Annotated in this window: 24 protein-coding genes, 1 tRNA gene and 1 riboswitch; of the genes, 3 read left to right on the forward strand and 22 right to left on the reverse strand. The window is 57.4% G+C overall.

Features of this window, described 5'->3' with window-relative positions; genetic code table 11:
• On the reverse strand, positions 1–263 hold a 263-nt coding region (locus ACQR35_RS11370), incomplete at its 3' end, for a transposase (RefSeq protein WP_430269233.1).
• A gap of 91 nt (positions 264–354) precedes the next feature.
• Between ACQR35_RS11370 and ACQR35_RS11375 the strand changes: the two genes are divergently transcribed.
• Positions 355–585: a hypothetical protein gene (locus ACQR35_RS11375; RefSeq protein WP_430268327.1), complete on the forward strand. Its 231-nt coding sequence runs from the start codon at positions 355–357 to the stop codon at positions 583–585.
• Positions 586–661: 76 nt separating this feature from the next.
• On the opposite strand, the gene ACQR35_RS11380 is transcribed toward ACQR35_RS11375, so the two are convergent.
• Positions 662–742: transfer RNA gene (locus ACQR35_RS11380), tRNA-Leu, on the reverse strand.
• 167 nt (positions 743–909) lie between these two features.
• On the opposite strand from ACQR35_RS11380, the gene ACQR35_RS11385 reads away from it, so the two are divergent.
• Positions 910–1515 (forward strand): ANTAR domain-containing response regulator, encoded by a 606-nt coding sequence (locus tag ACQR35_RS11385; RefSeq protein WP_430268326.1) that lies wholly within the window; start codon positions 910–912, stop codon positions 1513–1515.
• Between the two features lie 66 nt (positions 1516–1581).
• Here ACQR35_RS11385 and pyk read toward each other — a convergent pair whose 3' ends face one another.
• The 11 genes from pyk to hisI form a co-directional block, all read right to left on the reverse strand.
• On the reverse strand, positions 1582–3084 hold the full coding sequence (pyk, locus tag ACQR35_RS11390) for a pyruvate kinase (RefSeq protein ID WP_430268325.1): 1503 nt from the start codon (positions 3082–3084) through the stop codon (positions 1582–1584).
• Positions 3085–3143: 59 nt separating this feature from the next.
• Complete coding sequence (locus tag ACQR35_RS11395) at positions 3144–4601, reverse strand: glutamate synthase subunit beta (RefSeq protein ID WP_430268324.1); 1458 nt, start codon at positions 4599–4601, stop codon at positions 3144–3146.
• Positions 4594–9210 (reverse strand): glutamate synthase large subunit, encoded by a 4617-nt coding sequence (gltB, locus tag ACQR35_RS11400; RefSeq protein WP_430268323.1) that lies wholly within the window; start codon positions 9208–9210, stop codon positions 4594–4596. Before gltB ends, ACQR35_RS11395 begins: the two co-directional genes overlap by 8 nt.
• Positions 9211–9436: 226 nt before the next feature.
• On the reverse strand, positions 9437–10558 hold the full coding sequence (gene lgt / locus ACQR35_RS11405) for a prolipoprotein diacylglyceryl transferase (protein WP_430270111.1): 1122 nt from the start codon (positions 10556–10558) through the stop codon (positions 9437–9439).
• A 5-nt stretch (positions 10559–10563) separates the two neighbouring features.
• On the reverse strand, positions 10564–11373 hold the full coding sequence (gene trpA, locus ACQR35_RS11410) for a tryptophan synthase subunit alpha (protein WP_430268321.1): 810 nt from the start codon (positions 11371–11373) through the stop codon (positions 10564–10566).
• A complete protein-coding gene (trpB, locus tag ACQR35_RS11415; protein ID WP_430270112.1) occupies positions 11370–12740 on the reverse strand; it encodes a tryptophan synthase subunit beta in 1371 nt (456 codons plus the stop codon). The genes trpA and trpB overlap by 4 nt, the downstream gene beginning before the upstream one ends.
• A 59-nt stretch (positions 12741–12799) precedes the next feature.
• Positions 12800–13615, reverse strand: a complete 816-nt coding sequence (gene trpC / locus ACQR35_RS11420) for an indole-3-glycerol phosphate synthase TrpC (protein ID WP_430268319.1) — start codon at positions 13613–13615, stop codon at positions 12800–12802.
• A gap of 2 nt (positions 13616–13617) precedes the next feature.
• A complete protein-coding gene (locus tag ACQR35_RS11425) occupies positions 13618–13896 on the reverse strand; it encodes an HGxxPAAW family protein (RefSeq protein ID WP_430268318.1) in 279 nt (92 codons plus the stop codon).
• 67 nt (positions 13897–13963) lie between these two features.
• Positions 13964–14599, reverse strand: a complete 636-nt coding sequence (locus tag ACQR35_RS11430; RefSeq protein WP_430270139.1) for a Trp biosynthesis-associated membrane protein — start codon at positions 14597–14599, stop codon at positions 13964–13966.
• Positions 14600–14646: 47 nt separating this feature from the next.
• Entirely contained in the window at positions 14647–16257 is a 1611-nt protein-coding gene (locus ACQR35_RS11435) for an anthranilate synthase component I (RefSeq protein WP_430268317.1), read from the reverse strand.
• A 2-nt stretch (positions 16258–16259) separates the two neighbouring features.
• Positions 16260–16730, reverse strand: coding sequence for a phosphoribosyl-AMP cyclohydrolase (gene hisI / locus ACQR35_RS11440; RefSeq protein WP_430268316.1), 471 nt, complete (start codon positions 16728–16730; stop codon positions 16260–16262).
• A gap of 87 nt (positions 16731–16817) precedes the next feature.
• On the opposite strand from hisI, the gene ACQR35_RS11445 reads away from it, so the two are divergent.
• Positions 16818–17462 carry a TIGR03085 family metal-binding protein gene (locus ACQR35_RS11445; RefSeq protein WP_430268331.1) on the forward strand — a complete coding sequence of 215 codons (645 nt, stop codon included), beginning with the start codon at positions 16818–16820 and terminating at the stop codon, positions 17460–17462.
• A 42-nt stretch (positions 17463–17504) separates the two neighbouring features.
• On the opposite strand, the gene hisF is transcribed toward ACQR35_RS11445, so the two are convergent.
• From hisF to pnuC, 9 genes are all read right to left on the reverse strand, one after another.
• Complete coding sequence (gene hisF / locus ACQR35_RS11450) at positions 17505–18287, reverse strand: imidazole glycerol phosphate synthase subunit HisF (protein WP_430268315.1); 783 nt, start codon at positions 18285–18287, stop codon at positions 17505–17507.
• A 50-nt stretch (positions 18288–18337) separates the two neighbouring features.
• Positions 18338–19180: an ATP phosphoribosyltransferase gene (gene hisG / locus ACQR35_RS11455; protein ID WP_430268314.1), complete on the reverse strand. Its 843-nt coding sequence runs from the start codon at positions 19178–19180 to the stop codon at positions 18338–18340.
• Between the two features lie 85 nt (positions 19181–19265).
• On the reverse strand, positions 19266–19529 hold the full coding sequence (locus ACQR35_RS11460; RefSeq protein ID WP_430268313.1) for a phosphoribosyl-ATP diphosphatase: 264 nt from the start codon (positions 19527–19529) through the stop codon (positions 19266–19268).
• An 89-nt stretch (positions 19530–19618) separates the two neighbouring features.
• On the reverse strand, positions 19619–20101 hold the full coding sequence (gene ribH, locus ACQR35_RS11465) for a 6,7-dimethyl-8-ribityllumazine synthase (protein WP_430268312.1): 483 nt from the start codon (positions 20099–20101) through the stop codon (positions 19619–19621).
• A complete protein-coding gene (gene ribA / locus ACQR35_RS11470; protein ID WP_430270113.1) occupies positions 20098–20835 on the reverse strand; it encodes a GTP cyclohydrolase II in 738 nt (245 codons plus the stop codon). The genes ribH and ribA overlap by 4 nt, the downstream gene beginning before the upstream one ends.
• Positions 20835–21506 (reverse strand): 3,4-dihydroxy-2-butanone-4-phosphate synthase, encoded by a 672-nt coding sequence (gene ribB / locus ACQR35_RS11475; protein ID WP_430268310.1) that lies wholly within the window; start codon positions 21504–21506, stop codon positions 20835–20837. Before ribB ends, ribA begins: the two co-directional genes overlap by 1 nt.
• Entirely contained in the window at positions 21503–22174 is a 672-nt protein-coding gene (locus ACQR35_RS11480; protein WP_430270114.1) for a riboflavin synthase, read from the reverse strand. The genes ribB and ACQR35_RS11480 overlap by 4 nt, the downstream gene beginning before the upstream one ends.
• A gap of 12 nt (positions 22175–22186) precedes the next feature.
• Positions 22187–23206 carry a bifunctional diaminohydroxyphosphoribosylaminopyrimidine deaminase/5-amino-6-(5-phosphoribosylamino)uracil reductase RibD gene (gene ribD, locus ACQR35_RS11485; protein ID WP_430268330.1) on the reverse strand — a complete coding sequence of 340 codons (1020 nt, stop codon included), beginning with the start codon at positions 23204–23206 and terminating at the stop codon, positions 22187–22189.
• Positions 23207–23262: 56 nt separating this feature from the next.
• Positions 23263–23985 carry a nicotinamide riboside transporter PnuC gene (gene pnuC / locus ACQR35_RS11490; RefSeq protein WP_430270115.1) on the reverse strand — a complete coding sequence of 241 codons (723 nt, stop codon included), beginning with the start codon at positions 23983–23985 and terminating at the stop codon, positions 23263–23265.
• Positions 23986–24079: 94 nt separating this feature from the next.
• Positions 24080–24232: riboswitch (FMN riboswitch) on the reverse strand.
• Positions 24233–24295 lie beyond the last annotated feature (63 nt).

Genomic DNA, 24295 nt, shown 5'->3' on the forward strand with positions numbered 1-24295 from the left:
GAAACTTTTTTTAGGAATTCGTTCTCCCGTTCCACTTCACGTAACCGGATTTCCATCGCCTTGTACTTCGCTGCATCAACCGGGGTGTCCGGTGTTCGGGCGCCGCCAGTCTCGCCTTCACGGTCGAGCCTGATCCAGCGTTTGAGAGCGGTCAGGGAAACGCCAAGCTCAACGGCTACCAGAGCTAATGGCCGGCCAGAGGAACTAGCCAACGCAACAGCATCAGCCTTGAACTCATCAGAATAGGTGGGTCGAGAAGACATGAGAACAATCCTTTCAAAGACTGTCTCAGATCAGTAGTACACCTCAGCAACCCCAGCCCTGACAAAAGACCAGCCGCACTTCCGCGCCCGTATGGACCGAGTCGACGCATCAGGAACCGTCAGCCTGCGCTACGGAGGTCACCTCCTTCACCTCGGCATCGGGCGAGCATACAAATACGACAAGGTCCGGTTGCTAGTACACGACACCGAAGTCATAGTCATCCATCACGACACAGCAGAAATCATCGCCGAATACATCCTCGACGACACCAAGGACTACCAGGCAAAAAAGAAACACCCCGGTCCGAAGACCGAGGTGTAACTATATTCATCCCCACAAAAAGTGGGAACGATGTCCCGAGACATAGTGAGAACTATGACCCGAGACATCACAATTGTGCCCGAGGTGGGATTCGAACCCACACACCTTTCGATACTGCATTTTGAGTGCAGCGCGTCTGCCGTTCCGCCACTCGGGCGCGGAAACACTAGAGTCAAGTAACCTTTTGGTTCCCTCCGCGACTCAGTGCGCGAAACTACTCTACATGCATATAGGCTAAAACCAACAATCGAGCATTGGCGGCAAGGGTGGCGTCATCGCGACTAAACTTTAAGCGTCCCACTACCCCGCTCTCGAGGAGATCCTGTGTCAGAACAGACGGATTCAACCAGCCCCGCCCAGCCCGCGCGCCGCGTGGTGGTAGCCGAGGATGAAACACTTATCCGCTTGGATATTATTGAGATTCTCCGCGGTGAGGGCTACGACGTCGTTGGCGAAGCCGACAATGGCGAAAAGGCTGTTCAGCTAGCCGAAGAACTCAAGCCGGATCTGGTCCTGATGGACGTCAAGATGCCGGTCATGGACGGCATCACCGCTGCGGAAAAGATCGTCAAAGCCCGCATTGCCCCGGTGGTTCTCCTCACTGCTTTCAGCCAGAAAGAACTTGTGGAGCGCGCACGGGACGCCGGCGCCATGGCCTACGTGGTGAAGCCGTTTACCCCGGCCGATCTCATCCCCGCGTTGGAAATCGCTCTTTCTCGCCACGAAGAGATCAAAGCCCTCGAAAATGAGGTCTCTGACCTGCAGGAACAGTTCGCCACTCGCAAGCTTGTAGAGCGCGCTAAGAGCCTTTTGACCACCAAGATGGGCCTCACTGAGCCGGAAGCTTTCCGCTGGATCCAGAAGACCTCCATGGACCGCCGACTGAGCATGCGCGAAGTTGCCGAGACCATCATTAACCAGGTCAACTAGTTCGCAACTAAATACTCAAAAAATAAGGAAGGCTCCCACCTCGGTGGGAGCCTTCCTTATGTGCAACTAGATCTTGCCGTTGCTCTTTTTCTTCTTTTCAGGCCACGGGCCAAGCTTTTCCTTGTTAACCGGAACACCGTCAGACTTCTTGGTGTCTGCCAAGTCGCCCACACGGTGAACCTTCAAGGAGTTCGTGGAGCCAGCTTGTCCGGGAGGGGAACCGGCAGCGATAACCACCAGGTCACCATCTTCTACCAAGCCACTCTCGAGCAGGCTACGGTCCACCTGCGCCGTCATGTCATCAGTGTGGTCCACCATCGGCACCAGTAACGGCGTAATGCCCCAAGTTAGTGCCAACTGGTTCCAGACCTGCTCCACAGGAGTGAAAGCGAAGACCTGCTTGATTGGACGCAAACGGGACAGACGACGCGCAGAATCACCGGACTGCGTGAAAGTACAGATGTACTTCGCGTCAATTTGGTCAGCGATTTCGACGGCGGCGCGAGTGATTGCTCCACCGCGAGTCTTGGGCTTGGTACCCAATGGGGGAACGCGCTCGAGGCCGTGCTCTTCAGTGGACTCAATGATCCGAGCCATGGTCTTAACGGTCTCGATGGGGTACTTACCAACACTGGTTTCGCCCGAAAGCATGACAGCGTCAGCACCATCCAGAACGGCGTTCGCGCAGTCAGATGCTTCAGCGCGAGTAGGACGCGGGTTATCGATCATGGACTCAAGAACCTGAGTTGCCACAATAACCGGCTTGGCCCAGCGGCGAGCCAATTCAACGGCGCGCTTCTGAACGATCGGTACCTCTTCAAGCGGCAGCTCCACACCGAGGTCACCACGAGCCACCATGATCGCGTCAAACGCATCAATGATCTCAGACAACTGCTCAACGGCCTGCGGCTTCTCGATCTTGGCGATCACCGGCACACGGCGGCCCTCTTCGTCCATGATTTCGTGAACGCGGACAATGTCCGAGGCATCACGGACGAAGGACAAAGCCACCATGTCAACGCCACGCTGCATAGCCCAGCGCAGGTCGGTCTCGTCTTTTTCACTCAGTGCAGGTACGTTGACCGCAACTCCAGGCAAGTTGATGCCCTTGTTGTTGGACACAACACCACCAACAGTTACCTCTGCGACTACCTTGACGGCGTCCACCTCAATGGCACGCAAGGCGACTTTACCGTCGTCGATCAGCAGGGCGTCACCAACCTTGACGTCCTCGGTCAGGCTCTTGAGGGTGGTGGAGCAAATGTCCTTGGTACCTGGAACATCCTCGGTGGTGATGGTGAAGATGTCACCCACGGCAAGGGCATGAGGACCATCAACAAAGCGGCCAAGACGAATCTTGGGGCCCTGGAGGTCAGCCATGATCGCAACAGCCTTACCCAATTGGGCGGATGCCTTGCGAACGTTCTCGTAGGTGTTGTCATGTACTCCATGGTCACCATGGCTCATGTTCATGCGGGCCACATCTACGCCGGCTTCCAACACGGCAAGCGTGTTTTCAAAGCTGGCGATGGCCGGGCCGAAAGTGGCCACAATTTTTGCGCGTCTCATATACCTACCCTAGTTCTTACAACTACTCATTAGATTTCTAACGTCTGAATTTCTGGCGACTAAAGAACGGAGATCGCCTTATCGGTGGGTGCCACCGGTGCCGGAAGGATGGTACTACCCATCAAGAATTGATCAACGGCTGCAGCGGCGGCCCGGCCCTCGGCTATGGCCCAGACAATCAGGGACTGTCCGCGGCCAGCATCGCCGGCCACAAAAATGCCTTCAGTGTTGGTCATGTAGTAGCCATCGCGTGCCACGTTGCCGCGGCCATCGAATTCTGCTTTTACCTGTTCCTGGATGCCAGCTGGCTCAGCGCCGGTGAAACCCAGTGCCAAGAAAACCAGGTCAGCAGGGATCACACGCTCCGTACCGGCCTTGGGCAGTCGCTTGCCGTCTACAAATTCTGTCTCGGCAACTTTCACGCCGGTCAGTTTGCCGTCTTGACCCACAAATTCAACGGTGGACGCCAAGTAGCTGCGCTCACCGCCTTCTTCATGGGCGCTAGCAACTTCAAACAGCGTGGGGAAGGTTGGCCATGGCTGGTGAGCTGCACGCTCTTCCGGCGGCTGCTGACCAATAGCCAATGTAGTCACTGATGCCGCTTGGTGGCGGTGGGCGGTACCCAAGCAGTCAGCCCCAGTATCGCCACCGCCCAAGATCACTACGTGCTTGTCCTTGGCGTGAATCTGAGATTCCAGGGACTCCCCTGCCACCGCGCGGTTGGAGGGAACCAAGTAATCCATGGCGAAGTGAACGCCGTCCAGTTCGCGGCCGGGAATCGGCAAATCGCGCGGCACGGTGGCGCCGGTGCAAATAACGACGGCGTCATAGCGGCGTCGCAATTGTTCCCAGCTAACGTCGGTGCCCACCGAAACTCCGGTACGGAAGCGGGTCCCCTCCGCCTTCATCTGCTCGAGACGACGGTCCAGGTGTTCTTTTTCCATCTTGAAGTCGGGGATGCCGTAGCGGAGCAAGCCACCGATCTTGTCGTCACGTTCGTAGACGGCAACGGTGTGCCCCACGCGGGTGAGCTGCTGGGCAGCAGCCAAACCTGCGGGGCCAGAGCCAACCACAGCCACTGTTTTGCCGGTCAAACGGGTAGGTGGCAAAGGCTCAACCCAACCGTTTTCGAAAGCTTCATCAATGATAGAAACCTCTACCTGCTTGATGGTTACGGCTGGCTGGTTGATGCCCAAGACACATGAGGACTCGCACGGTGCCGGGCACAAACGTCCCGTGAACTCCGGGAAGTTGTTGGTGGCGTGCAAACGCTCAATTGCTTCCTGACCCTGGCCACGCCACGTAAGGTCATTCCACTCCGGAATGAGGTTACCTAGCGGGCATCCCTGGTGGCAGAACGGCACACCACAGTCCATGCACCGCCCGGCTTGGGCCTTGAGGACACCCTTTTCCTGAGCCTCGTACACTTCTTTCCAGTCCATAATACGAACCGGAACGGGGCGGCGGGGCTGCGTCTCGCGCTGGCGTACTTTCAAAAATCCGCGTGGATCAGCCACCGGTTACCTCCATGATTCGAGACCAGACTTCTTCGCCATCGGGGTCAAGGCCCTCTTCGATAGCATCTAGGCGTGTCTGCAGCACTGCTGCGTAATCGCGCGGGAGCACCTTAGTGATACGCGCTGCTGTGTCGTCAAAGTTCTCGAGTAAACGAGTACCGTGAAGCGATTCTGTTTCCTCAACGTGCTTCTGCAGGAGACCGTGAACAATGTCCCGATCCTCAGCATCAAGCGGCATGAGTTTCAGTTCGCCAGATTCCACAGCTTCTTTGTTGACCCGTTCAGGACGCAAGTCCAAAACGTAGGCCGTTCCACCGGACATACCAGCGCCGAAGTTGCGGCCTGTGCGTCCTAGGATCAGCGCTTGTCCACCGGTCATGTACTCACAACCGTGATCGCCAATACCTTCAACCACTGCTGTGGCGCCTGAGTTGCGGACCATAAAGCGTTCGCCCACTTGGCCGCGCAAGAAAATCTCTCCGCTGGTGGCACCGTAACCGATCACGTTGCCGGCAATCACGTTGCGTTCGGCGGCGAAAACGTTTGTGCGGTCCGGACGGACAATAATACGTCCGCCGGAAAGGCCCTTACCCACGTAGTCATTTGAATCGCCAAAGAGCCGCAAGGTAATACCGGCTGGCAAGAAAGCACCCAATGACTGCCCGGCAGTACCGGTGAGCGTGACATCAATGGTGTCCGTGGCAAGCGTTTCAACACCAAACTTCTTGGTTACCTCATGGCCAAGCATGGTGCCCACAGACCGGTCCGTGTTGATGACCTCAAGGGAGATCTTCACCGGGCTGCGATCCGTAAGCGCCTCTGCGGACATGGTGATCAGTTGCTGGTCAAAGTGCTTATCCAACTCGTGGTTCTGAGTGGTGAGATTGCGCAAAGGAGCGTCATCGTCAAATTCCAGACCGTGCAGGATCGGATCCAGGTCAAGACCCTCGGCCTTCCAGTGGTTGATCGCATCCCGAGTGTCCAACACCTCAGAGTGGCCAATGGCCTCTTCCAAGCTGCGGAAACCAAGCTCTGCCAGGATTTCGCGAACTTCTTCAGCCAAGAATTCGAAGAAGTTGATCACAAACTCGGGCTTGCCACTGAAACGTGCACGCAGCTCAGGGTTCTGTGTTGCCACGCCCACCGGGCAAGTATCCAAGTGGCAAACACGCATCATGATGCAGCCCGAAACCACCAGCGGGGCCGTAGCAAAACCAAATTCTTCGCCACCCAGGAGCGCGGCAATGACCACGTCCCGGCCAGTCTTGAGCTGACCATCAACCTGAACCACAACACGGTCACGGAGCCCGTTGAGCATCAGTGTCTGCTGAGTCTCTGCCAAGCCCAACTCCCACGGAACACCAGCGTGCTTGAGCGAGTTCAGCGGCGAGGCGCCGGTACCGCCGTCGTGCCCTGAAACAAGTACGACGTCGGCCTTAGCCTTTGTCACACCGGCGGCCACTGTGCCAATACCCACCTCAGAGACGAGCTTGACGTGAACACGAGCCGAGGGGTTAGCGCGCTTGGCATCGTAGATGAGCTGCGCGAGGTCCTCGATCGAGTAAATGTCGTGGTGCGGGGGCGGCGAAATGAGCCCAACACCCGGCGTTGAGTGACGCGTGCGGGCCACCCACGGGTAAACCTTCTGGGCCATCAACTGGCCACCCTCGCCAGGCTTTGCGCCCTGGGCCATCTTGATCTGAATGTCTTGGGCGTTCGTCAGGTACAAACTCGTGACACCAAAACGGCCAGAGGCAATCTGCTTGATCGCCGAACGGCGCTCGGGATCCAAAAGACGCTCAACGTCTTCGCCACCTTCACCCGTGTTGGACTTACCGCCCAAACGGTTCATGGCAATAGCAAGCGTCTCGTGAGCCTCTTGAGAAATGGAACCGTAGCTCATGGCACCGGTAGAGAAGCGCTTCACAATCGAAGAAACCGGCTCCACCTCTTCCAGCGGAACTGGCGGGCGGACTCCGTTCTTGAACTTGAGCAACCCACGCAAGGTCATCAAGTTGGTTGACTGATCGTCAACACCGTTGGTGTACGCCTTGAAAATGTCGTAGCGGCGTTCGCGTGTTGCATGCTGTAAACGGAAAACCGTCTCAGGGTTGAACAAGTGTGGTTCGCCGTCGCGGCGCCACTGGTACTCGCCTCCACCCACCAGCGGGCTGTGCGGCTTCTCGATGCCCTCTTCCGGGTAGGCGAAGCCGTGGCGAGCGGAAACTTCTGCCGCGATCACGTCCAAGCCAACGCCGCCGAGCTGCGAACGAGTTCCAGAGAAGTATTCATCCACAAGCTCTTGAGACAATCCAAGTGCTTCGAAGGTTTGCGCACCACAGTATGAACCCACGGTGGAGATGCCCATCTTGGACATAATCTTCAAGACGCCCTTGCCCAGACCCTTGATGAGGTTGTAAACGCCAGCTTCAGGCGTAACCCCCACAACATCGCCGGAGCGGATGAGCTCTTCAACGGTTTCCATGGCCAAATACGGGTTCACTGCCGAGGCTCCGTAGCCCACCAGAACTGCAACGTGGTGGACTTCGCGCACATCGCCAGCTTCTACCAACAGCGCTGTTTTGGTGCGGTTGGCACTACGCAGCAAGTGGTGGTGAACCGCGCTGAGAAGCAGCAAGGAAGGAATCGGCGCCCACTGGGCGTTCGAGTCGCGGTCAGAAAGGACCACATATTGAACACCACGGTTGATGGCACCGGAAACCTGCTCACAAATTTCGGTCAAACGGGCCCGCAGTGCTGCTTCGCCGCCTTCGGGGCGATACAAGCCGCGCACCTTGATGGCTACGCGATCGCCGTCGGCGTTTTCCAAGTTTGCAATCTTAGCCAGCTGATCGTTATTGATCACCGGGAACGGCAGCGAGATTTGCGGCTGACGGACCTGTGAGGTGTCCAGCAAGTTACCGTTGGGACCAACAGCGCAACGCAGCGAGGTAACCAGTTCCTCGCGGATAGCATCCAGCGGCGGGTTAGTGACCTGCGCGAAGGACTGAACAAAGTAGTCGAACAGCAAGCGAGGACGCTTGGAGAGCACAGCTACCGGAGTGTCCGATCCCATGGCACCGAGTGGCTCAGCACCCTTGCTTGCCATGGGGCCCAAAAGGATCTTGAGTTCTTCAGTGGTGTAGCCAAAGGTGCGCTGGCGAATGTTGACCGAGGCGCGGGTGTGAACCACGTGCTCACGCTCAGGCAGATCCTCGAGGTTGATCAGGTTGTCCTTGACCCAGTCAGCCCACGGGTTCGCTGCAGCGATCTCCGCTTTAACCTCTTCGTCAGCAATGATGCGTCCGGCTTCGGTGTCCACCAAGAACATCTTCCCCGGCGAAACACGGCCCTTTTTGACCACGTTGGACGGCTCAATATCAAGCACACCAACTTCTGAGGCGAAGACGATCAGACCCTCTTCGGTGATCCAGTAACGTCCCGGACGCAGGCCATTGCGGTCCAAAGTTGCGCCAACCAAATTACCGTCGGTAAAGGATACTGCTGCAGGGCCGTCCCACGGCTCCATCAACATGGAGTGGTACTCGTAGAACGCACGGCGAGCCGGATCCATCGTGGCGTGGTTTTCCCAGGCCTCGGGGATCATCATCATGATCGAGTGAGTGATGGGGCGGCCGGAGAGCCACAAGAGCTCAGCTACCTCGTCAAAGGAGGCTGAGTCAGAAGCGCCCGGGGTGCAGATGGGGTACAACTCTTCAGGCGAATCACCCAAAAGCGGGCTCTGCAACTGGGATTGGCGTGCACGCATCCAGTTACGGTTTCCCTTGACCGTGTTGATTTCACCGTTGTGGGCAATGGTGCGGAACGGCTGAGCCAGCGGCCATGACGGGAACGTGTTGGTGGAGAATCGGGAGTGAACAATAGCCAGTTTGGTCTTAAACCGCTGGTCTGAAAGGTCAGGGTAGAACGGTTCCAGCTGAGCTGTGGTCAGCATTCCCTTGTAGACAATCGTCCGTGAGGACAGCGACGGGAAGTACACACCGAACTTGTTTTGGGCACGCTTGCGGATACGCCAAGCACGAGAATCGAGCTCGTTGCGGTCCAGCACTTCGCCGTTTTCGGTAGCGAAGAACGGCTGCGAGAAGTAGGGCATACATGCTCGTGCCATGGCACCTACAAGATCGGCCACAATCGGCACTTCACGCCAACCAAGAACCTTAAGCCCTTCGTCTTCAGCGAGAGCTTCAATGCCAGCTTTGGCCGTCTCAGCTTCGCGATCCACCGCAGGCAAAAACGCTGTACCTACGGCGTATTGTCCGGCTGGCGGCAAATCGAAGTCGGTGACCGCGCGGAAGAACTCGTCAGGGACCTGCATCAGGAGGCCGGCCCCGTCGCCGGTACCTTCGTCTGCACCCACAGCGCCGCGGTGCTCGAGGTTGCGTAGCGCAGTCAGGGCCTTGGCCACAATGTCATAGCCTGGCTCGCCGCGCAGGGTGGCAATAATGGCCAAACCACATGCGTCACGCTCTTGGTCAGGACTGTAGAGTCCCTGAGCTGCAGGCATATTAGCGAAACGCTTGAACGGGGACTCAACGCCACTGGGGGCCGTTGGTGTGCTCCCGTTAGGGATTTGAAGCTCTCGAGTCATGACTGAACGTCCTTCCTCCTGGTCGTGCCTACGGAGGGGACAACACTGGCCCCACGATGTTGCCCGTGTGACGGGCGCAACAAGGCGATACTTACTGAGAATTGTAAGGCAGATGCTCTACGTTAACGAATGGTTACGTACTTCTGACCACTAGCTGGACAAGTACGCTGCCGCAACGCTACGTTGAGCCCTCATCTGCCTGAACGAGCGTCCACTGAAGGGTGTTTCAGTCTTGCTTGTTTGCGGGTCCGGATTCAGTATCTGATGCGCCTGTTTCCGGGGCACTTTGTTGGCGATCGGTACCGGTCTTAGTACCTAGATCGCCGTGAGTTGCTGCGAGACTATCACGTTGTTCACTCTTTGAGACGGTGGTGTCCGAATCACGGACAACCGTGGCGCCGTCGTTATTCTCATCCTTGCTGATTTCTTCCGCAGCAACCAGCTCAGGCTCCCCACCACGCAAGTACACGGTGTCCGGGTTTGGACGTGCGCGCAGCGACAGGGCAATGAATACGATCAGTGCCAGAACAAAAACGGCAATGCTTGTCCAGACATTCAAACGTGTGGTGATGCCAAAGATAGTGATGTGCTGGGCATCATCAATACGAAGGTATTCGATCCAGACGCGACCCAGGGTGTAGTACATCGCGTAGAGCCAGAAGAGGCGGCCGCGTCGGAACTTAAAGCGTCGGTCTAGAACCAACAAGATGACAACGCCAACTACGTTCCACACGAATTCGTACAGGAATGTGGGGTGGAAAAGGGTTCCGGGAGCCATACCAGCCGGGAAATTTGGGCTAGCCGAATCAATCTGCAGGCCCCAGGGCAAGGTGGTGGGCGCTCCGAAGAGTTCTTGATTGAACCAGTTGCCCCAACGGCCAAGAGCCTGGGCCAACAAGAGGCCGGGAGCTGCTGCGTCAAGGAATGCTGGCAACTTCACGCCTGCGCGGCGGCAACCAATCCAAGCACCAAAGGTTCCTAGGACCACGGCACCCCAAATACCCAAACCACCTCGCCAAATCTGCGGGATAAGGCTCAAATCCCCGGTGCCGTCAAAATGCGGCCCAAAGTAGGCGTCAGGCGAGGAAACCACGTGGTACAAACGCCCGCCGATGATCCCAAATGGAATGGCCCAAATGGCAATGTCCCAAAGGCTGCCCTCCGGCGCCCCGCGGCGTTTCCACCGAGCTCCAGTGAGCGCCAAGCCCGCAACAATTCCAGCCAAGATGCACAATGCATAAGCGTGAATCGTGATGGGGCCTATGGAAAAACCCGACCAATTGGGGCTGGGGATGGACGCTGCAACGTGAACCGCAGCGTTGACCGGAGCTGAAACGATCATCGACATAAAAACTAGTCCTGTTCTACTGGGACAAGCCCAGAGCTGAGGGTTCTGGTGAGCTCAGCGACCGCCGGAACGCCGCCATCACGAATAGCGGCAACCAACGCGGTTCCTACGATCACACCGTCAGCGTAGGCTGCTATCTCGCGCACATGATCAGCATTTGAAACACCCAACCCCACACAAACGCGTTCGGCGCCAGCAGCATGCGTGTCATCAACAAGTTTCTGAGCTGTCCCGCTCACGGCGGAGCGCGCACCTGTGACACCCATAATTGACACCGCGTACACAAAACCGCGGCTCGCTTCAACCGTTGCGGTGAGCCGTTCAGGTGTGGACGAGGGCGCAACCAAAAACACTCGGTCTAGTCCGTACTTGTCCGAAGCCACAAACCATTCGCCAGCCTCTTCGGGGATGAGATCAGGAGTGATGAGCCCGGCTCCCCCAGCCTCGGCCAAGCGACGGGAAAATTCATCCACGCCCATCCGGACCACAGGGTTCCAATACGTCATGACCAAAACGGCAGCATCTGTCTTGGCGGTGATACCAGCCACTACGTCAAAAACGCTCGCTACCCTAAAACCATTGGCAATGGCTTCGGTGGTAGCTGCTTGAATCACAGAACCGTCCATCACCGGATCGGAGTACGGAATACCAATCTCAATGATGTCGGCGCCGTTCTGCGCCATGGCAATTCCGGCGTCGATCGTTGCCTGAACATCGGGGTAGCCGGCTGGCAAGTACGTTACTAAAGCGGAACGTCCTTGGGCCTTGGCTTTATCAATGGCTGTGGCTGATTTGCTCACGAATTCCTGGCTCATGCCGGACCTACCTCACTGGCCTTCTGCTGCGATCCCTTGGCACTACGTGTGGACAGGTTGGTGCCTTTGACGCTTCCATCTTCGTCCAAAAGGTCAAAGTACTCAGCTGCCGTCTCCACATCTTTGTCTCCACGGCCGGAGAGGTTCACAATTACAACCTTTTTGGCGGCGTCCTCGTGTTCCTGGGCAAGCCGTTGTCCCACCTTGATCGCGCCGGCCAAAGCGTGTGCCGATTCGATCGCGGGGATGATTCCCTCGGTTTGGCACAGAAGCCGGAACGCATCCATAGCCTCAGCATCAGTAATCGGCTCGTAGCTAACACGGCCAATGTCCGCCAAATAGGAATGCTCCGGGCCAACGCCTGGGTAGTCCAATCCTGCTGAAATGGAGTGCGATTCGATGGTTTGACCGTCTTCATCCTGCATCAGGTAAGAACGTGCTCCGTGCAGCACGCCTGGACGGCCTAAGGTAATGGTGGCTGCGTGGCGACCGGATTCAACGCCCTCGCCACCGGCTTCGAAACCGTAGATCTTCACTGACGGATCATCCAAGAAACCGTGGAAGATGCCGATGGCGTTTGAACCGCCACCGATGCACGCACACACTGCATCCGGCAAGCTGCCGGTTTGTTCAATAATCTGAGCGCGCGCTTCCTCACCAATAACCTCGTGGAAAAAGCGGACCATGGCTGGGAAAGGGTGCGCTCCAGCAGCAGTGCCCAAAACGTAGTGAGTATTCTCAACGTTGGCTACCCAGTCACGAAGCGCATCGTTAATGGCGTCCTTGAGCGTCTGTGAACCATTCGTCACCGGAACAACCGTGGCACCGAGCAACTGCATTCGAGCAACGTTCAGTGCCTGACGCCGGCAATCTTCAGCGCCCATGTACACAACACATTCCAGCCCCAACAAAGCGGCAGCTGTGGCACTTGCTACACCGTGCTGACCTGCGCCAGTCTCGGCAATCAAACGGGTTTTACCCATCCGTTTTGCCAACAGTGCCTGACCCAGGACGTTGTTGATCTTGTGTGAGCCCGTGTGGTTGAGGTCCTCACGCTTGAGGAAGATTCGGACTCCCCCAGCATGCTCAGAGAAGCGCTTGGCCTCAGTCAAAAGGCTGGGGCGGCCTGAATAGTTTTTGTTGAGTTCGGCAATTTGGGCCAAAAACTCAGGGTCAACTTTGGCCTTCTCAAAAGTTTCCTCGAGCTGATCCAACGCTGCAATCAACGATTCGGGCATCCAGCGTCCACCGTAGGAACCAAAGTATGGTCCAGCGGCGTGGCGCAAGGACGGCTCCCCCGCAAGAAATGAGTCAACCGGCGAATCGCCGTTAGTGTCTTGAGGGTCAGAGGTGGTTGAGTCAACCATCGCAGTCACCGTCCTGTTCGCATTTGGTTCAATGGTTTGAGTTGACTTGTTCGCTAGCTTTAGCGGGAAGTCATGGCTTGGGCGCCGATTGCGCGAAACTCTGCTATCCGTTGCGCCGGTTTGCCGTCGCTGACCAGAGCTTCGCCAACCAGTACCGCGTGAGCGCCGTGGCTCGCGTAGTCGGCTACATCTTGTGCACTGCGCACACCGGATTCGGCAACAACAATCGCAGAGGCCGGAATGCGGTGAGCAAGGCTGGCGAATATACCGCGATCAACATCAAGAGTTTTGAGATTGCGCACGTTCACACCAATGATCTTGGCACCCAGCGCCACAGCGCGGTCAATTTCATCCTCAGTATGCGTCTCCACGAGCGCGTTCATACCCAGGCTGTGAGTCAGATCCAAGAATTCGCGCAATTTGGCGTCGCTAAGGGCAGCCACAATAAGCAGAATGAGGTCAGCCCCGTGTGCGCGGGCTTCCCAGATTTGGTACTCGTCAACTGTGAAGTCCTTACGCAGCAAAGGGATGCTGACACGTTCGCGGACGGCATCCAGATCTGACAGGCTGCCACCAAAGCGGCGCTGTTCAGTCAGAACACTGATCACCGACGCACCACCGTCTTGGTACTGCTCAGCTAGAGCTGCCGGGTCTGAAATACCAGCCAATGCACCTTTAGAGGGGCTCTTGCGCTTAATCTCAGCGATCACCCGCATCTGCTCACGCGGCAACTCATCGCCACCCAAGGCGGCGTAAGCATCGCGTGCAGCTGGCGCGGACAGCGCAATTGCCTTCAGGTCCTCTAAGGCGAGGTCCCGACGTCGTACGTCTAGGTCTTCAGTGACGCCAACAATAATGTCCTCGAGGACGGTCACGCTTAGTGGCCGTTGCTTTTCAGCTTGCTGCCGCCCACACCGTAGCCGGCTTTGCGCATGCCAAAACCAACCAGCAAACCAATAAGCATGACCACAATGCCACCCCAGAAAATGGGGGCGCTGGCGATCACGTAAGCGATGCTAGAAACCAGGGCACCAAACAACATGATGAACACGGTGGTCCAAGCGGCCGGGCTGTTGCCGTGGCCCAAATCTGCGCCATGCAACGGCAAATCAACGTCGCTCTCGTGTGTGGAAGTGGAAGCGGTTGCTTTGCTCATGTCTATCTCCTCAGGGTGAATACTGCTTACATTCTGCCATTATTTGACCCCATCTGAGGCCTTCGCGTTACGTTGGGTCTTCTCCGCGGGAGAGGCTGTCCCAACTGTCGATTTCGTCCAAGTCCTCAGATGCCTCATGCTCGGCGTTGGTCCCCTCGCCGGTGCCTGAAGCGGCAGCCGCTGCGGCGGACTTATATCGTGTGTTCTGCTTCCAGTGCCGACCAGCCAAAAGAAGGACGACGGCGGATAGCGCCAAGAGCACCCCCGCCACCATCGCGATCACAGGAAACACTGTGGTTTGTACGTCTGCGTTCCCCTCTGCAATGCCGGTGGCCGAAGCGATGGCGCTCTGTGCAGCACTGAGCGGATCCGCCAAGACCGTGGCGCCTGCAGAAACAATTCCTGCTGCGGAGATCACAATCATCACGGCAATAATCCAGCGAGCAACGCGGCCCGCAATGGAAGCGGCCAGCGCGCCAGCCAAGGACACTAACGCCAAGGCAGTCACAGCTGTAGCGGCTTTGGACCCAGCAACTTTCAAGGGTGCCACGCGTACATCGCTGGGATCCAGCGTGACGTTGAGCCACGTTTGGGTGGTGGTACCAAAGACCACCAAGGCCAAGGCTACCGTCAGGAGGACTACCGTGCCCTTACGGGCCCAACGCGGCGTGGTGGCCGAGCGCGAGACTGTAGTTTCGGTTATTTTTCCCCTTGAAGTATCAGATGCAGTGGGCTCTGCCTCCGAACCAGTCACTTTGCAGCCTCAGTTTCCGGGTTGGGTTGGGCATTTGTGTGCACCGGGGATTTAGTCTCCTCAGCCAGCACACTGACATCCACGTCCTTGAGAGAGGCTGCGGCATGCACTGCGCGCAACGGCGCTGCCGCCTTGTTCACGGTTTCCAACGCTTCTGATGGTTTATGTGAATCGGCAACAATGCCGCCACCGGCCTGAACGTAGGCATTGCCATGACGTAACAAGGCTGTGCGGATGGCAATGGCCATGTCCATGTCACCAGCGAAGTCAAGGTAACCGATAACACCGCCGTAAACTCCACGGCGGTATGGCTCCAGCTCGTCAAGCAAACGCAAAGCGCGTGGCTTCGGCGCGCCGGACAACGTACCTGCCGGAAAGGTTGCTGCCAAAACGTCGTATGCGGTGGCGTTGGGGGAAAGCTTTCCCACCACAGTGGACACGAGGTGCATGATGTGGCTGAAGCGCTCCACCTCCATAAATTGGCTGACGTCCACTGTCCCTGCAACACAGACCTTGGAAAGATCGTTGCGGGAAAGATCAACTAGCATCAAGTGCTCGGCGCGTTCCTTCTGATCGGCCAAAAGCTCTTGAGCCAGCGCCTTGTCCTGTTCCACTGTTGCACCGCGCGGCCGGGAGCCAGCAATCGGGTGGGTGATGACCTCATCGCCGGTCACCGTTACCAGAGCTTCAGGGGATGAACCCACAATTGTGTATGGCTCCCCCTCGGCGTCATCAAAGCTGAACAAGTACATATACGGGCTGGGGTTCGTGTTGCGCAGAACGCGGTACACATCCAGCGCCGAGGACTTAGCTTCCATTTCGAAGCGCCGCGAAATCACCACTTGGAAGACTTCGCCGTCCACAATGGCCTCTTTGCCACGGTCAATGGCGGCCATGTAGTCAGCTTCAGGCCAGCGTTCCTTAACACTCTCGGAGAACTCTTGCTCAGCCACATCCATAACCGAGATGGCTTGACTCATCGGCTGGGAAACACGCTTTAGCATTGCCTCCAGCCGTTGGACAGCTGAATGCCAGGCCTCGTCCACTCGCTCGGTGGTGTTGTTGTAATTGATGGCATTGGCGATCAACAGAACAGTGCCGTCCATGTTGTCATGCACAGCCATATCACTGATGAGGTTCATAGCGATTTCTGGCAGCGCCAAATCATCCTCGGGGCCCGCGCTCAGTTTCTCCCAATGGCGCACAGACTCCCAACCGACAAAACCGACCATGCCGGAAGTGAAGGGAGGCAGCCCCTCAAATCGCTCAGTTTTCAGCGCATCAATGGTTGCCCGGAGGGCTTCCACCGGGTTCCCGTCAACGGGAACATCGGCAGGCGGTTCACCAATCCAATGAGCCCCGCCGTTTTTGCTGGTAAGAGTCGCCGCCGAGTTAGCGCCAATAAAGGAGTAGCGGGACCAAGCTCCGCCTACAGCTGCTGATTCCATCAGGAAGGTGCCTGGCTGGCCGTCAGCGAGTTTGCGGTACAAACCGATGGGGGTTTCCGCATCTGCCAGAACTTTAAAAGTTACCGGGATAACGCGCCGGGTACGGGCTAATTCCCTGAACTCTTCCAAGCTCGGGCTAATCATTCCTAGGTCTTTCATATTTACGCTGCTCCACCTTGGACACTTTGAATGTGGTCTACGTTGTTCCCCTGAGCCGGCACTTGCGCGGCGCCGTATGCGGGCGGGGTTCCCACCACGGCGCCCAGATCGCGTCCATCGAAGCATGTACGGGTGCCGGTGTGGCAGGCCGCACCGATCTGCTCAACACGCACTAGGAGGGCGTCGCCGTCGCAATCCAAGGCCACCGATTTGACCCACTGCTGGTGGCCAGAGGTGTCCCCCTTGCGCCAGTACTCCTGGCGTGACCTCGAATAAAACGTCACCCGGCCGGTGGTTAAAGTGCGCCGAAGGGCTTCGTCATCCATCCAGCCAAGCATCAAAACCTCGTGGGAATCGTGCTGCTGGATAATCGCTGCTACCAGTCCTGCAGGGTCCCTTTTGAGACGCTCGGCGACCTCGGGAGACAGGACGGCTACGCCAGTTTGGTCTTGGGGGCTTAGTGGTTCAGACATCGGCTCAATTCTAGTGCCTCAGCTTCGCGTCAAAAACTGCTTGTCCTTCTGCCCCCAAAGGGCTCTACCGTGCTAGTTTCACAAGTGATGCATTTTGTAGATCCTTCCCGCGAAGTCCTGGCCGAGACGCTGCTCGCCGCCGGCCCACACTCAGCCACGCTCTGCGAAGGCTGGACCACTAAGGAATTGGCCGCTCACTTGTATTTGCGTGAGCACAAGCCGGTAGTGGGATTGGGCCTGATCTTGCGTTCGCTCGCCAAGAATTCAGATAAAGCCACAACCAAGCTGGCAGCGACTTTGACTGAAGATGACGCATACAACAAGCTCGTGGATCGCTTCCGGGCGGGCCCGCCAGCACTGTCACCGATGAAAATTCGCGCCTTCGATGAGAGCTCGAATCTCATCGAGTACTTTGTTCACACCGAAGATATCCGCCGCGCAGCTGACCGTTGGGCACCGCGGGCGCTGGACAATGAATACTCTGACGCGCTGTGGGACGAACTGATCAAGCGCGCAGCATTCTTGTACCGAGGGGTGGACCTTGGGATTGTGTTGGTTCATCCTTCAGGCCCTCGGCATGTGGCCAAACGAGCACCAGTATCCGTGGCGATTGTTGGCGAACCCGGCGAGTTGTTGATGCACGCTCACGGGCGCACAAAGCACGCCCTCGTCACTTTCGAAGGTCAGCCGGACGCCGTCGCACTTTTGCAGTCGGCGCACGTCGGGCTCTAAGCCATCAAGCGCCAGCTCTCGCCCGGTTAGCAGCGCGCCTGCTTAGCGGACTTCGAACCCAGCTTCGCGGATGGCGGATTTGACCTGACTGATCATGCTGTCCGGGCCAAAGTGAAACACTGAAGCCGCCAGCACTGCGTCGGCGCCTGCCTGCACGGCTGGCGGGAAGTGTGCAGGGATGCCAGCACCGCCTGACGCAATAATCGGAATGTTCACTGCTGCGCGGACCAAACGAATCAGCTCCAGATCGAATCCATCTTTGGTGCCGTCTGCGTCGATCGAGTTAAGCAATATCTCACCCACACCACGATCTGCAGCTTCCTTCGCCCAGGCAATAGCGTCAATCCCGGTGCCTTGCCGCCCGCCGTGGGTGGTGACTTCGAAGCCCGACGGCGTCTTCCGTGCGTCGTTCTCCCCCACCGTTCGGCGAGCGTCCACGGAGAGGACTAAAACCTGAGAGCCAAAGTGACGGGTGATCTCATCAATCACGGCGGGCCGGGCAACAGCAGCCGTGTTGATGGATGCTTTATCCGCACCGAAGCGCAGCAGCTTGTCCACCTCGGCGACACCACGTACCCCACCACCGACTGTCAGCGGGATAAAGACTTCTTCCGCGGTTCTTTTGACTACGTCAAACGTGGTCTCCCGGTTTCCTGATGATGCTGTAACGTCCAAAAAAGTGAGTTCATCAGCGCCTGCAAGGTCGTAACGGTGAGCGAGCTGAACCGGATCTCCGGCATCGCGAAGACCTTTGAAGTTAACTCCCTTAACCACGCGCCCAGCATCAACATCGAGGCACGGAATCACACGAATGGCGACTGTCACGGTTACTCCTGAAGTACAGGGCGGAAACTATCCGCCAACGAGTGTGGGGGCTAGATGCGGCACGCGTGAATGCTGCTGACCAAAATAGCTCGCGCACCCAGATCGTAGAGTTCGTCCATCACTTGGTTTGTGGCTTTTTTGGGCACCATCGAGCGCACAGCTACCCATTCAGAATCGCGCAAAGGAGAGACTGTAGGAGATTCAAGGCCAGGAGTCAACGCTGCGGCCTGCTCAACCAGGTCTTTGCGGATGTCATAATCCATCAGGACGTATTGACGGGCCACCAAAACGCCTTGCAGGCGGCGGATGAGAACCTCAGCAGCAGGGAGTCGTTCACCCTTACGGCCAATCAACACAGCTTCAGAGCGCAGGATCGGCTCCCCGAAAATTTCCATTCCGGCTGCCTTGAGCGTGTTGCCGGTTTCTACAACGTCGGCAATAGCGTCAGCTACACCCAAGCGGACGGACGACTCCACGGCACCGTCAAGCCGAACCACGCTTGCCTTGATCCCGCGCTCAGCAAGGTAAACCTTGAGTAGTCCGTCATAGCTGGTGGCTAGGCGCTTGCCTTCGAGCTGCTCAACAGAAGTGAAGTTACCCACCGGTCCGGCAAATCGGAAAGTGGAGGCAGCAAAGCCCAGCTCCAAGAGCTCCTCTGCTTCAACCTCAGCGTCCAAGAGCAAGTCCCGGCCGGTGATTCCAACATCGAGTGTTCCTTGGCCTACGTAAACAGCAATGTCACGCGGGCGCAGAAAAAAGAACTCAATGTCGTTATCGGGGTCAACCATCACTAGTTCACGGGTATCTCGACGCTGACGGTACCCAGCTTCGCTGAGCATCGACGATGCGGCCTCGGACAAGGAACCTTTATTGGGAACAGCAACACGCAACATAATTGGGAAACTTTCGGTGAGAGGAAGTACTGAGCAAACAAGACACTTTCAGGCCACAGACCGGCGAACGCCAGTCAGTTTGTGGCTATAGATGCTTGTAGACGTCTTCCAGGCTCAAGCCTTTGGCGAGCATCAACACCTGCAAGTGGTAGAGCAGCTGAGAGATTTCCTCCGCTGCTTCCTCGTCCGATTCGTATTCGGCAGCCATCCACACTTCGGCTGCTTCTTCTACGACTTTTTTGCCAATGCCATGGACACCGGATTCAAGTTCGGCCACGGTGCGCGATCCGGCCGGCCGTAGCCGGGCCTTTTCGCTGAGTTCTTCGAACAGGGTCTCGAAATTCTTCACGTATCCAGCCTACTTGTTAGTTCGTGCTGCAGATGAGCCGCACCCGCATATGACGGGCAGAAGGTGAGCGAACCCACAAATGCCAACGATTATGCGGCGTTGAGGACCAAAGCGGTGGCCACGGCCGCAGTCACTGCCTCATGTCCCTTGTCCTCGGACGAACCGTGAAGTCCAGCCCGGTCTAGACCTTGCTCCTCCGTGTCACAGGTAAGAACACCAAAACCAACCGGAACACCGGTTCGCACGCTTACCTCGGTGAGACCAACTGTTGCGGCTTGGCAAACGTACTCGAAGTGCGGGGTGCCACCACGAATCACTACACCCAGCGCCACCACTGCGTCGTAGTCCTTAGCCAAACGCGCCGCAGCAACGGGCAATTCAAAAGTACCCGGAACGCGAATCACGCGAGGCGATTGAACGCCAGCTTCCTCGGCAGCGCGCAATGCCCCAGCGAGGAGACCGTCCATAATCTCGGTGTGCCAGCTGGCCGCAACAATCGCTAGTTTCAGTGATGCTGCTCCTGATTCGTTGATGGACTTGACGTCAATGACTGGTGCGCCGTGGCCGCTCATAGTGTTTCCGTTCCTGTGTTTGAAGTGTTGCTGGGTGTTGAAAGGGTGGCTGGATCTGCGCTGGGCACAGCAAGCGTGTTCTGGTCCAGAATCAGCCGGTGCTCCATTCGGTCTTTTTTGGTTTGCAAGTAGCGGATGTTCTCTGTTCGTGAAGGAACCTCGGTGGGCACCATTTCAACGACTCGTACACCGGCTTGGGCTAGACGGTTCTGTTTGTCTGGGTTGTTGCTCAGCAAACGAATCTCCGTTAGGCCCATGTCCGCCAGGATTTGCGCAGCAGCCTTGTAGCAACGCGCATCTACGGGCAAACCGAGTTGCTCGTTAGCTTCCACGGTGTCAAAACCGACCTCTTGAAGCGCATAGGCCTTGATCTTATTTGCCAGCCCAATGCCTCGGCCTTCCTGACCACGCAAGTAGAGCAAGGTGCCGCCATGCTCGTGAATCATTTCGAGGGCGAAGGCCAGCTGCTCGCCACAATCACACCGGTACGAACCAAAGACGTCCCCGGTCAGGCATTCAGAGTGCAAACGAACCAACGGCGGTTTTCCGTCAGATGGCGGCTGTGCTGAACTCACCGCGAGATGTTCAACTCCCGTAGCGTCGTCAGTGAATGCTTGAGCTACAAACTCCCCAAAAGCGGTGGGCAGCTTAACGATCGGCCCCGCGGTAACAGGGTGTTTGGTGTGTTCAACGGCGTCACCCGCCCCTGCTTCAACATTTGTTCCCGTGCTCATCAGTACTCCTTTGTAACGGTGCCGCTGGCCCTATGGTCGCTCGACGTGTGTGTCTCCCGGACAAACTCCACCAAGTCGGCAATCGAAATCAACGCGCAATGATGCTCATCTGCAAAAGTACGAAGTTCCGGAAGACGCATCATCTCTCCGTCATCTCGCACCACTTCGGCGATCACACCAACCTCGGCCAAACCAGTCAATTTACACAGTTCAACCGCTGCCTCAGTATGGCCCGGTCTTTCCTGCACTCCCCCGTCAACTGCCCGCAGCGGAAAAATATGCCCCGGCCGAGTCACAGACGTCGCCGTGGATGACGGATCCGCCAAAACACGAGCTGTCAGCGCCCGGTCAGTAGCGGAAATTCCAGTGCTCACACCGAGCGCCGCATCGCAACTAACCGTATAGGCAGTCTCCTTTGCGTCTTGATTCACAGCCGTCATGGGAGGCAAATCAAGAGCCAAAGCCCGTTCAGCGGATAAGGGAACACAAATAACGCCCGAGGTGTATCGAATGGTCCAGCCCATTAGTTCGGGGGTAGCAAATTGTGCGGCAAAAATAATGTCACCTTCGTTTTCGCGGTCCTCATTATCTACTACGACGACGGCACGTCCGGCGGCAAAAGCCGCCAGAGCGGTGGGAATAGGGTCCAAAACGATCTCCGGCGCGCTCACTGATGTGCCGCCGTCGCACTGTTTGCCGCCGTAGTACCGTTTGCGGCTGGAGTGGTGGCCGGCCCGAAGCTCAACAGACGCTCGGTGTATTTAGCCAGTACGTCCACTTCAAGGTTGACCTCGCCGCCGATGGTTTTGGCGCCGAGCCCGGTTTCGGCCAACGTGATCGGGATGAGCCCTACTTCAAACCAGGGCTCCGTGGACGTTGCTTCGCTGACGGCCGTCACGGTGAGGGATACGCCGTCGATGGCGATGGAACCTTTTTCGGCAATGTACCGTGCTAAATTTTGCGGAACCGAAAAGCGCAAGCGATCCCACGGTCCTTGTGATTCGCGCTCCAGAAGAGCACCAACTCCGTCCACGTGGCCCTGAACCACGTGGCCGTCGAGGCGGTCACCAGCCTGGACGCAGCGTTCCAAATTTACTTTTTGGCCCATCTCTAGTGACCCGATGGTGCTGCGACGCAAGGTCTCCCCCATCACGTCCACAAAAAATTCGGTGCCATTATTTTCAACAGCGGTCAGGCAAACCCCGTTGACGGCAATCGAACCGCCGAGCCCAAGATCAGCTGCCAGCGTCGGTGCTGACAATCGCAATCGTGCGGAGCTGTCCCCTTCGCGTTCTAGCCCAATAACTGTGCCTTGTTCAGCAATAATTCCAGTAAACACGGTGGTTCCTTTCTAAACTTTCGGTGCCGCGGAAGGAGTAAGCCGCAAGCGAAGATCGCTGCCCAGTACGGTTACGGCCGCGGAGCTGGCTTGGTCCCATTGCCACTTTTGAGCTTGGGCGAGGGTGGTGATTCCTAAGTCAGCGATGGACGCGGTCCCCGAGCCAAGCAATGTGGGGGCCAAGTACATAATGAGCTCGTCCACTAGACCGGCTTGAAGGAAGGCACCAATGATCCCGGCACCGCCTTCCACCATCAGGTGCCGAACACCCATTCCGAAGAGGGCCGCCAACGCTTCGGCTGGATCCCTCGTGGGGAGGTGTACAAAGCGACCATCGGTGCCACGAATGTTCGCGTCGGCCGCCACTGGGGTCAGACCCATCACTGCCCGCACGGGTTGTTGGGGCGCGGGGCTGCCATCGGCCAAGCGGGCGTTGAGCCGGGGATTATCGACTGCAACGGTGTTACTTCCCACCAAGATCGCGTCAATCAGCTGGCGGGTTTGGTGGTTATCGCGTAGCGATTCAGGGCTGGAGATCCATTGACTTGTTCCGTCCGCCGCCGCAATACGCCCGTCCAGTGTTTGGGCAATGTGGAGCGTGACAAAGGGCCTGTGCTCGGCAACGGATTGGAACCAGCGCCGGTTCAGTTCCTTGCCTTCTTGGGCGTAAAGGCCTTGTACGACGTCAATCCCCGCGTTGCGGAGAGTTTGGGCACCTCCTGCAGCGGGATCGTGAGGATCGGCGACTGCGAAGATCACCCGGCCAATGCCAGCATCGATAATCGCTTGAGCGCAGGGTCCGGTGCGGCCTTGGTGGTTGCACGGCTCAAGCGTGACCACCATGGTGCTTCCCTGCAGGTCAATACCGGCCTGGCGGGCTTGGTTAATGGCGTCAGCCTCTGCATGGGCTGTCCCGGCACCACGGTGAAAACCAGTCACCAAGTTTTTACCGGATGCATCTAACACCACTGCGCCCACTAAGGGATTGGCGCCGCGGGGACCCTGCCCGGCTGCCGCCAATGCGGAAAGCATTCCTTGCTGTTCAGCATCGCTGACTGCGCCGTCCGTGAGTGATTCTTGGGAAGGACTCACGGATGGCCTACTGGATCCGTGAGTAGCGGTTCATGGGCAATTGCTGTGGCTGACTTGCGTTGCGCGCGCCACCAGACAAAGAACCCAATGAGGGTAAAGGCACCGTAGAACAGGTACATAAAGGCGCTTGCGTAGTAGCCGGCACCAAATAGCAGCGGCACACCCACTATGTCCACAGCCACCCAAATCAGCCAGAACTCGGTCCAGCCCTTGGCCATGCCATACGTCGCCAGAAGTGAACCCATAAACGTCCACGCATCAGCCCAAACCGGTGGGTACGAACCAAGCCGATCAAAAAGAGGGGTCAGTGCAGCGGTTCCAATGATCATGGCAGCCACAAGAATCCAACGGGTTTTGACGGTTGCCCAGCGTGGCACAAAGGCAGCTGCTTGGTGGCCGGTCTGGCTGTTAGCTTCGGCGGCTGCCGTTTGTGATTGGCGCCAGCGTTGCCAGCCATAAACCGAGACGGCGATAAACATCATCTGCCTGCCTGCTTGGCCCCAAAGAGTGGCTGGGGCAGCTGCACCAAAAACATTGCCAAGGAAGACAGTGAGGAGGATCAGGTTGCCAACAATGCCCGCTGGCCAAGCCCAGACTTTACGGCGCATTCCGCCGAGGGCACTAGCCAGCCCAAAAACGTTTCCAAGCACTTCGCGAAGCAGTAATGCCGATCCCCCAACGGGAATTTGCGCTTCGAAGAGCCACCGCAGAATTTCCATGTCGTTCCTTCCTAAGCCGCGGCGGCTCCGGGGGTTAACGACAGCACAACGCGCAACGCCTAATTGCCCTAAGGCAATGCGTTGCACAGCTGCTGTACGTGCTTCTCCCATCCAGACTTTAACTGTCGGTACTGGAATTTCACCAGTTCAACCGGCGCATCTCCCCTCAGCAGAGCTGTGAAGTGACGCGCACGGGTCGCGGACTATAACCGCCGGTTCGGACTTACACCGACCCCGGAGCACGTAAATTGTGTATTGCTATTTTTGCACAACAGTCAACGGGGTCAGGCTATTCCCGCTGACAGCGTCA

The sequence above is a fragment of the Pseudarthrobacter sp. J1738 genome, assembly GCF_050490315.1.
In the GTDB taxonomy this organism is placed as follows: Bacteria; Actinomycetota; Actinomycetes; order Actinomycetales; family Micrococcaceae; genus JBNPEO01.

Coding starts and splice junctions, on each gene's coding strand:
- ACQR35_RS11375 (WP_430268327.1), top strand. CDS start 355: ATGGACCGAGTCGACGCATCAGGAACCGTCAGCCTGCGCTACGGAGGT.
- pyk (WP_430268325.1), bottom strand. CDS start 3,084: ATGAGACGCGCAAAAATTGTGGCCACTTTCGGCCCGGCCATCGCCAGC.
- pnuC (WP_430270115.1), bottom strand. CDS start 23,985: ATGGAAATTCTGCGGTGGCTCTTCGAAGCGCAAATTCCCGTTGGGGGA.
- hisG (WP_430268314.1), bottom strand. CDS start 19,180: ATGTTGCGTGTTGCTGTTCCCAATAAAGGTTCCTTGTCCGAGGCCGCA.
- ACQR35_RS11435 (WP_430268317.1), bottom strand. CDS start 16,257: ATGAAAGACCTAGGAATGATTAGCCCGAGCTTGGAAGAGTTCAGGGAA.
- ribD (WP_430268330.1), bottom strand. CDS start 23,206: ATGCTTTCCGCATTGGCGGCAGCCGGGCAGGGTCCCCGCGGCGCCAAT.
- trpA (WP_430268321.1), bottom strand. CDS start 11,373: ATGAGCCAGGAATTCGTGAGCAAATCAGCCACAGCCATTGATAAAGCC.
- ribA (WP_430270113.1), bottom strand. CDS start 20,835: ATGAGCACGGGAACAAATGTTGAAGCAGGGGCGGGTGACGCCGTTGAA.
- ribH (WP_430268312.1), bottom strand. CDS start 20,101: ATGAGCGGCCACGGCGCACCAGTCATTGACGTCAAGTCCATCAACGAA.
- trpB (WP_430270112.1), bottom strand. CDS start 12,740: ATGGTTGACTCAACCACCTCTGACCCTCAAGACACTAACGGCGATTCG.
- lgt (WP_430270111.1), bottom strand. CDS start 10,558: ATGTCGATGATCGTTTCAGCTCCGGTCAACGCTGCGGTTCACGTTGCA.
- ACQR35_RS11425 (WP_430268318.1), bottom strand. CDS start 13,896: ATGAGCAAAGCAACCGCTTCCACTTCCACACACGAGAGCGACGTTGAT.
- hisI (WP_430268316.1), bottom strand. CDS start 16,730: ATGTCTGAACCACTAAGCCCCCAAGACCAAACTGGCGTAGCCGTCCTG.
- gltB (WP_430268323.1), bottom strand. CDS start 9,210: ATGACTCGAGAGCTTCAAATCCCTAACGGGAGCACACCAACGGCCCCC.
- ACQR35_RS11445 (WP_430268331.1), top strand. CDS start 16,818: ATGCATTTTGTAGATCCTTCCCGCGAAGTCCTGGCCGAGACGCTGCTC.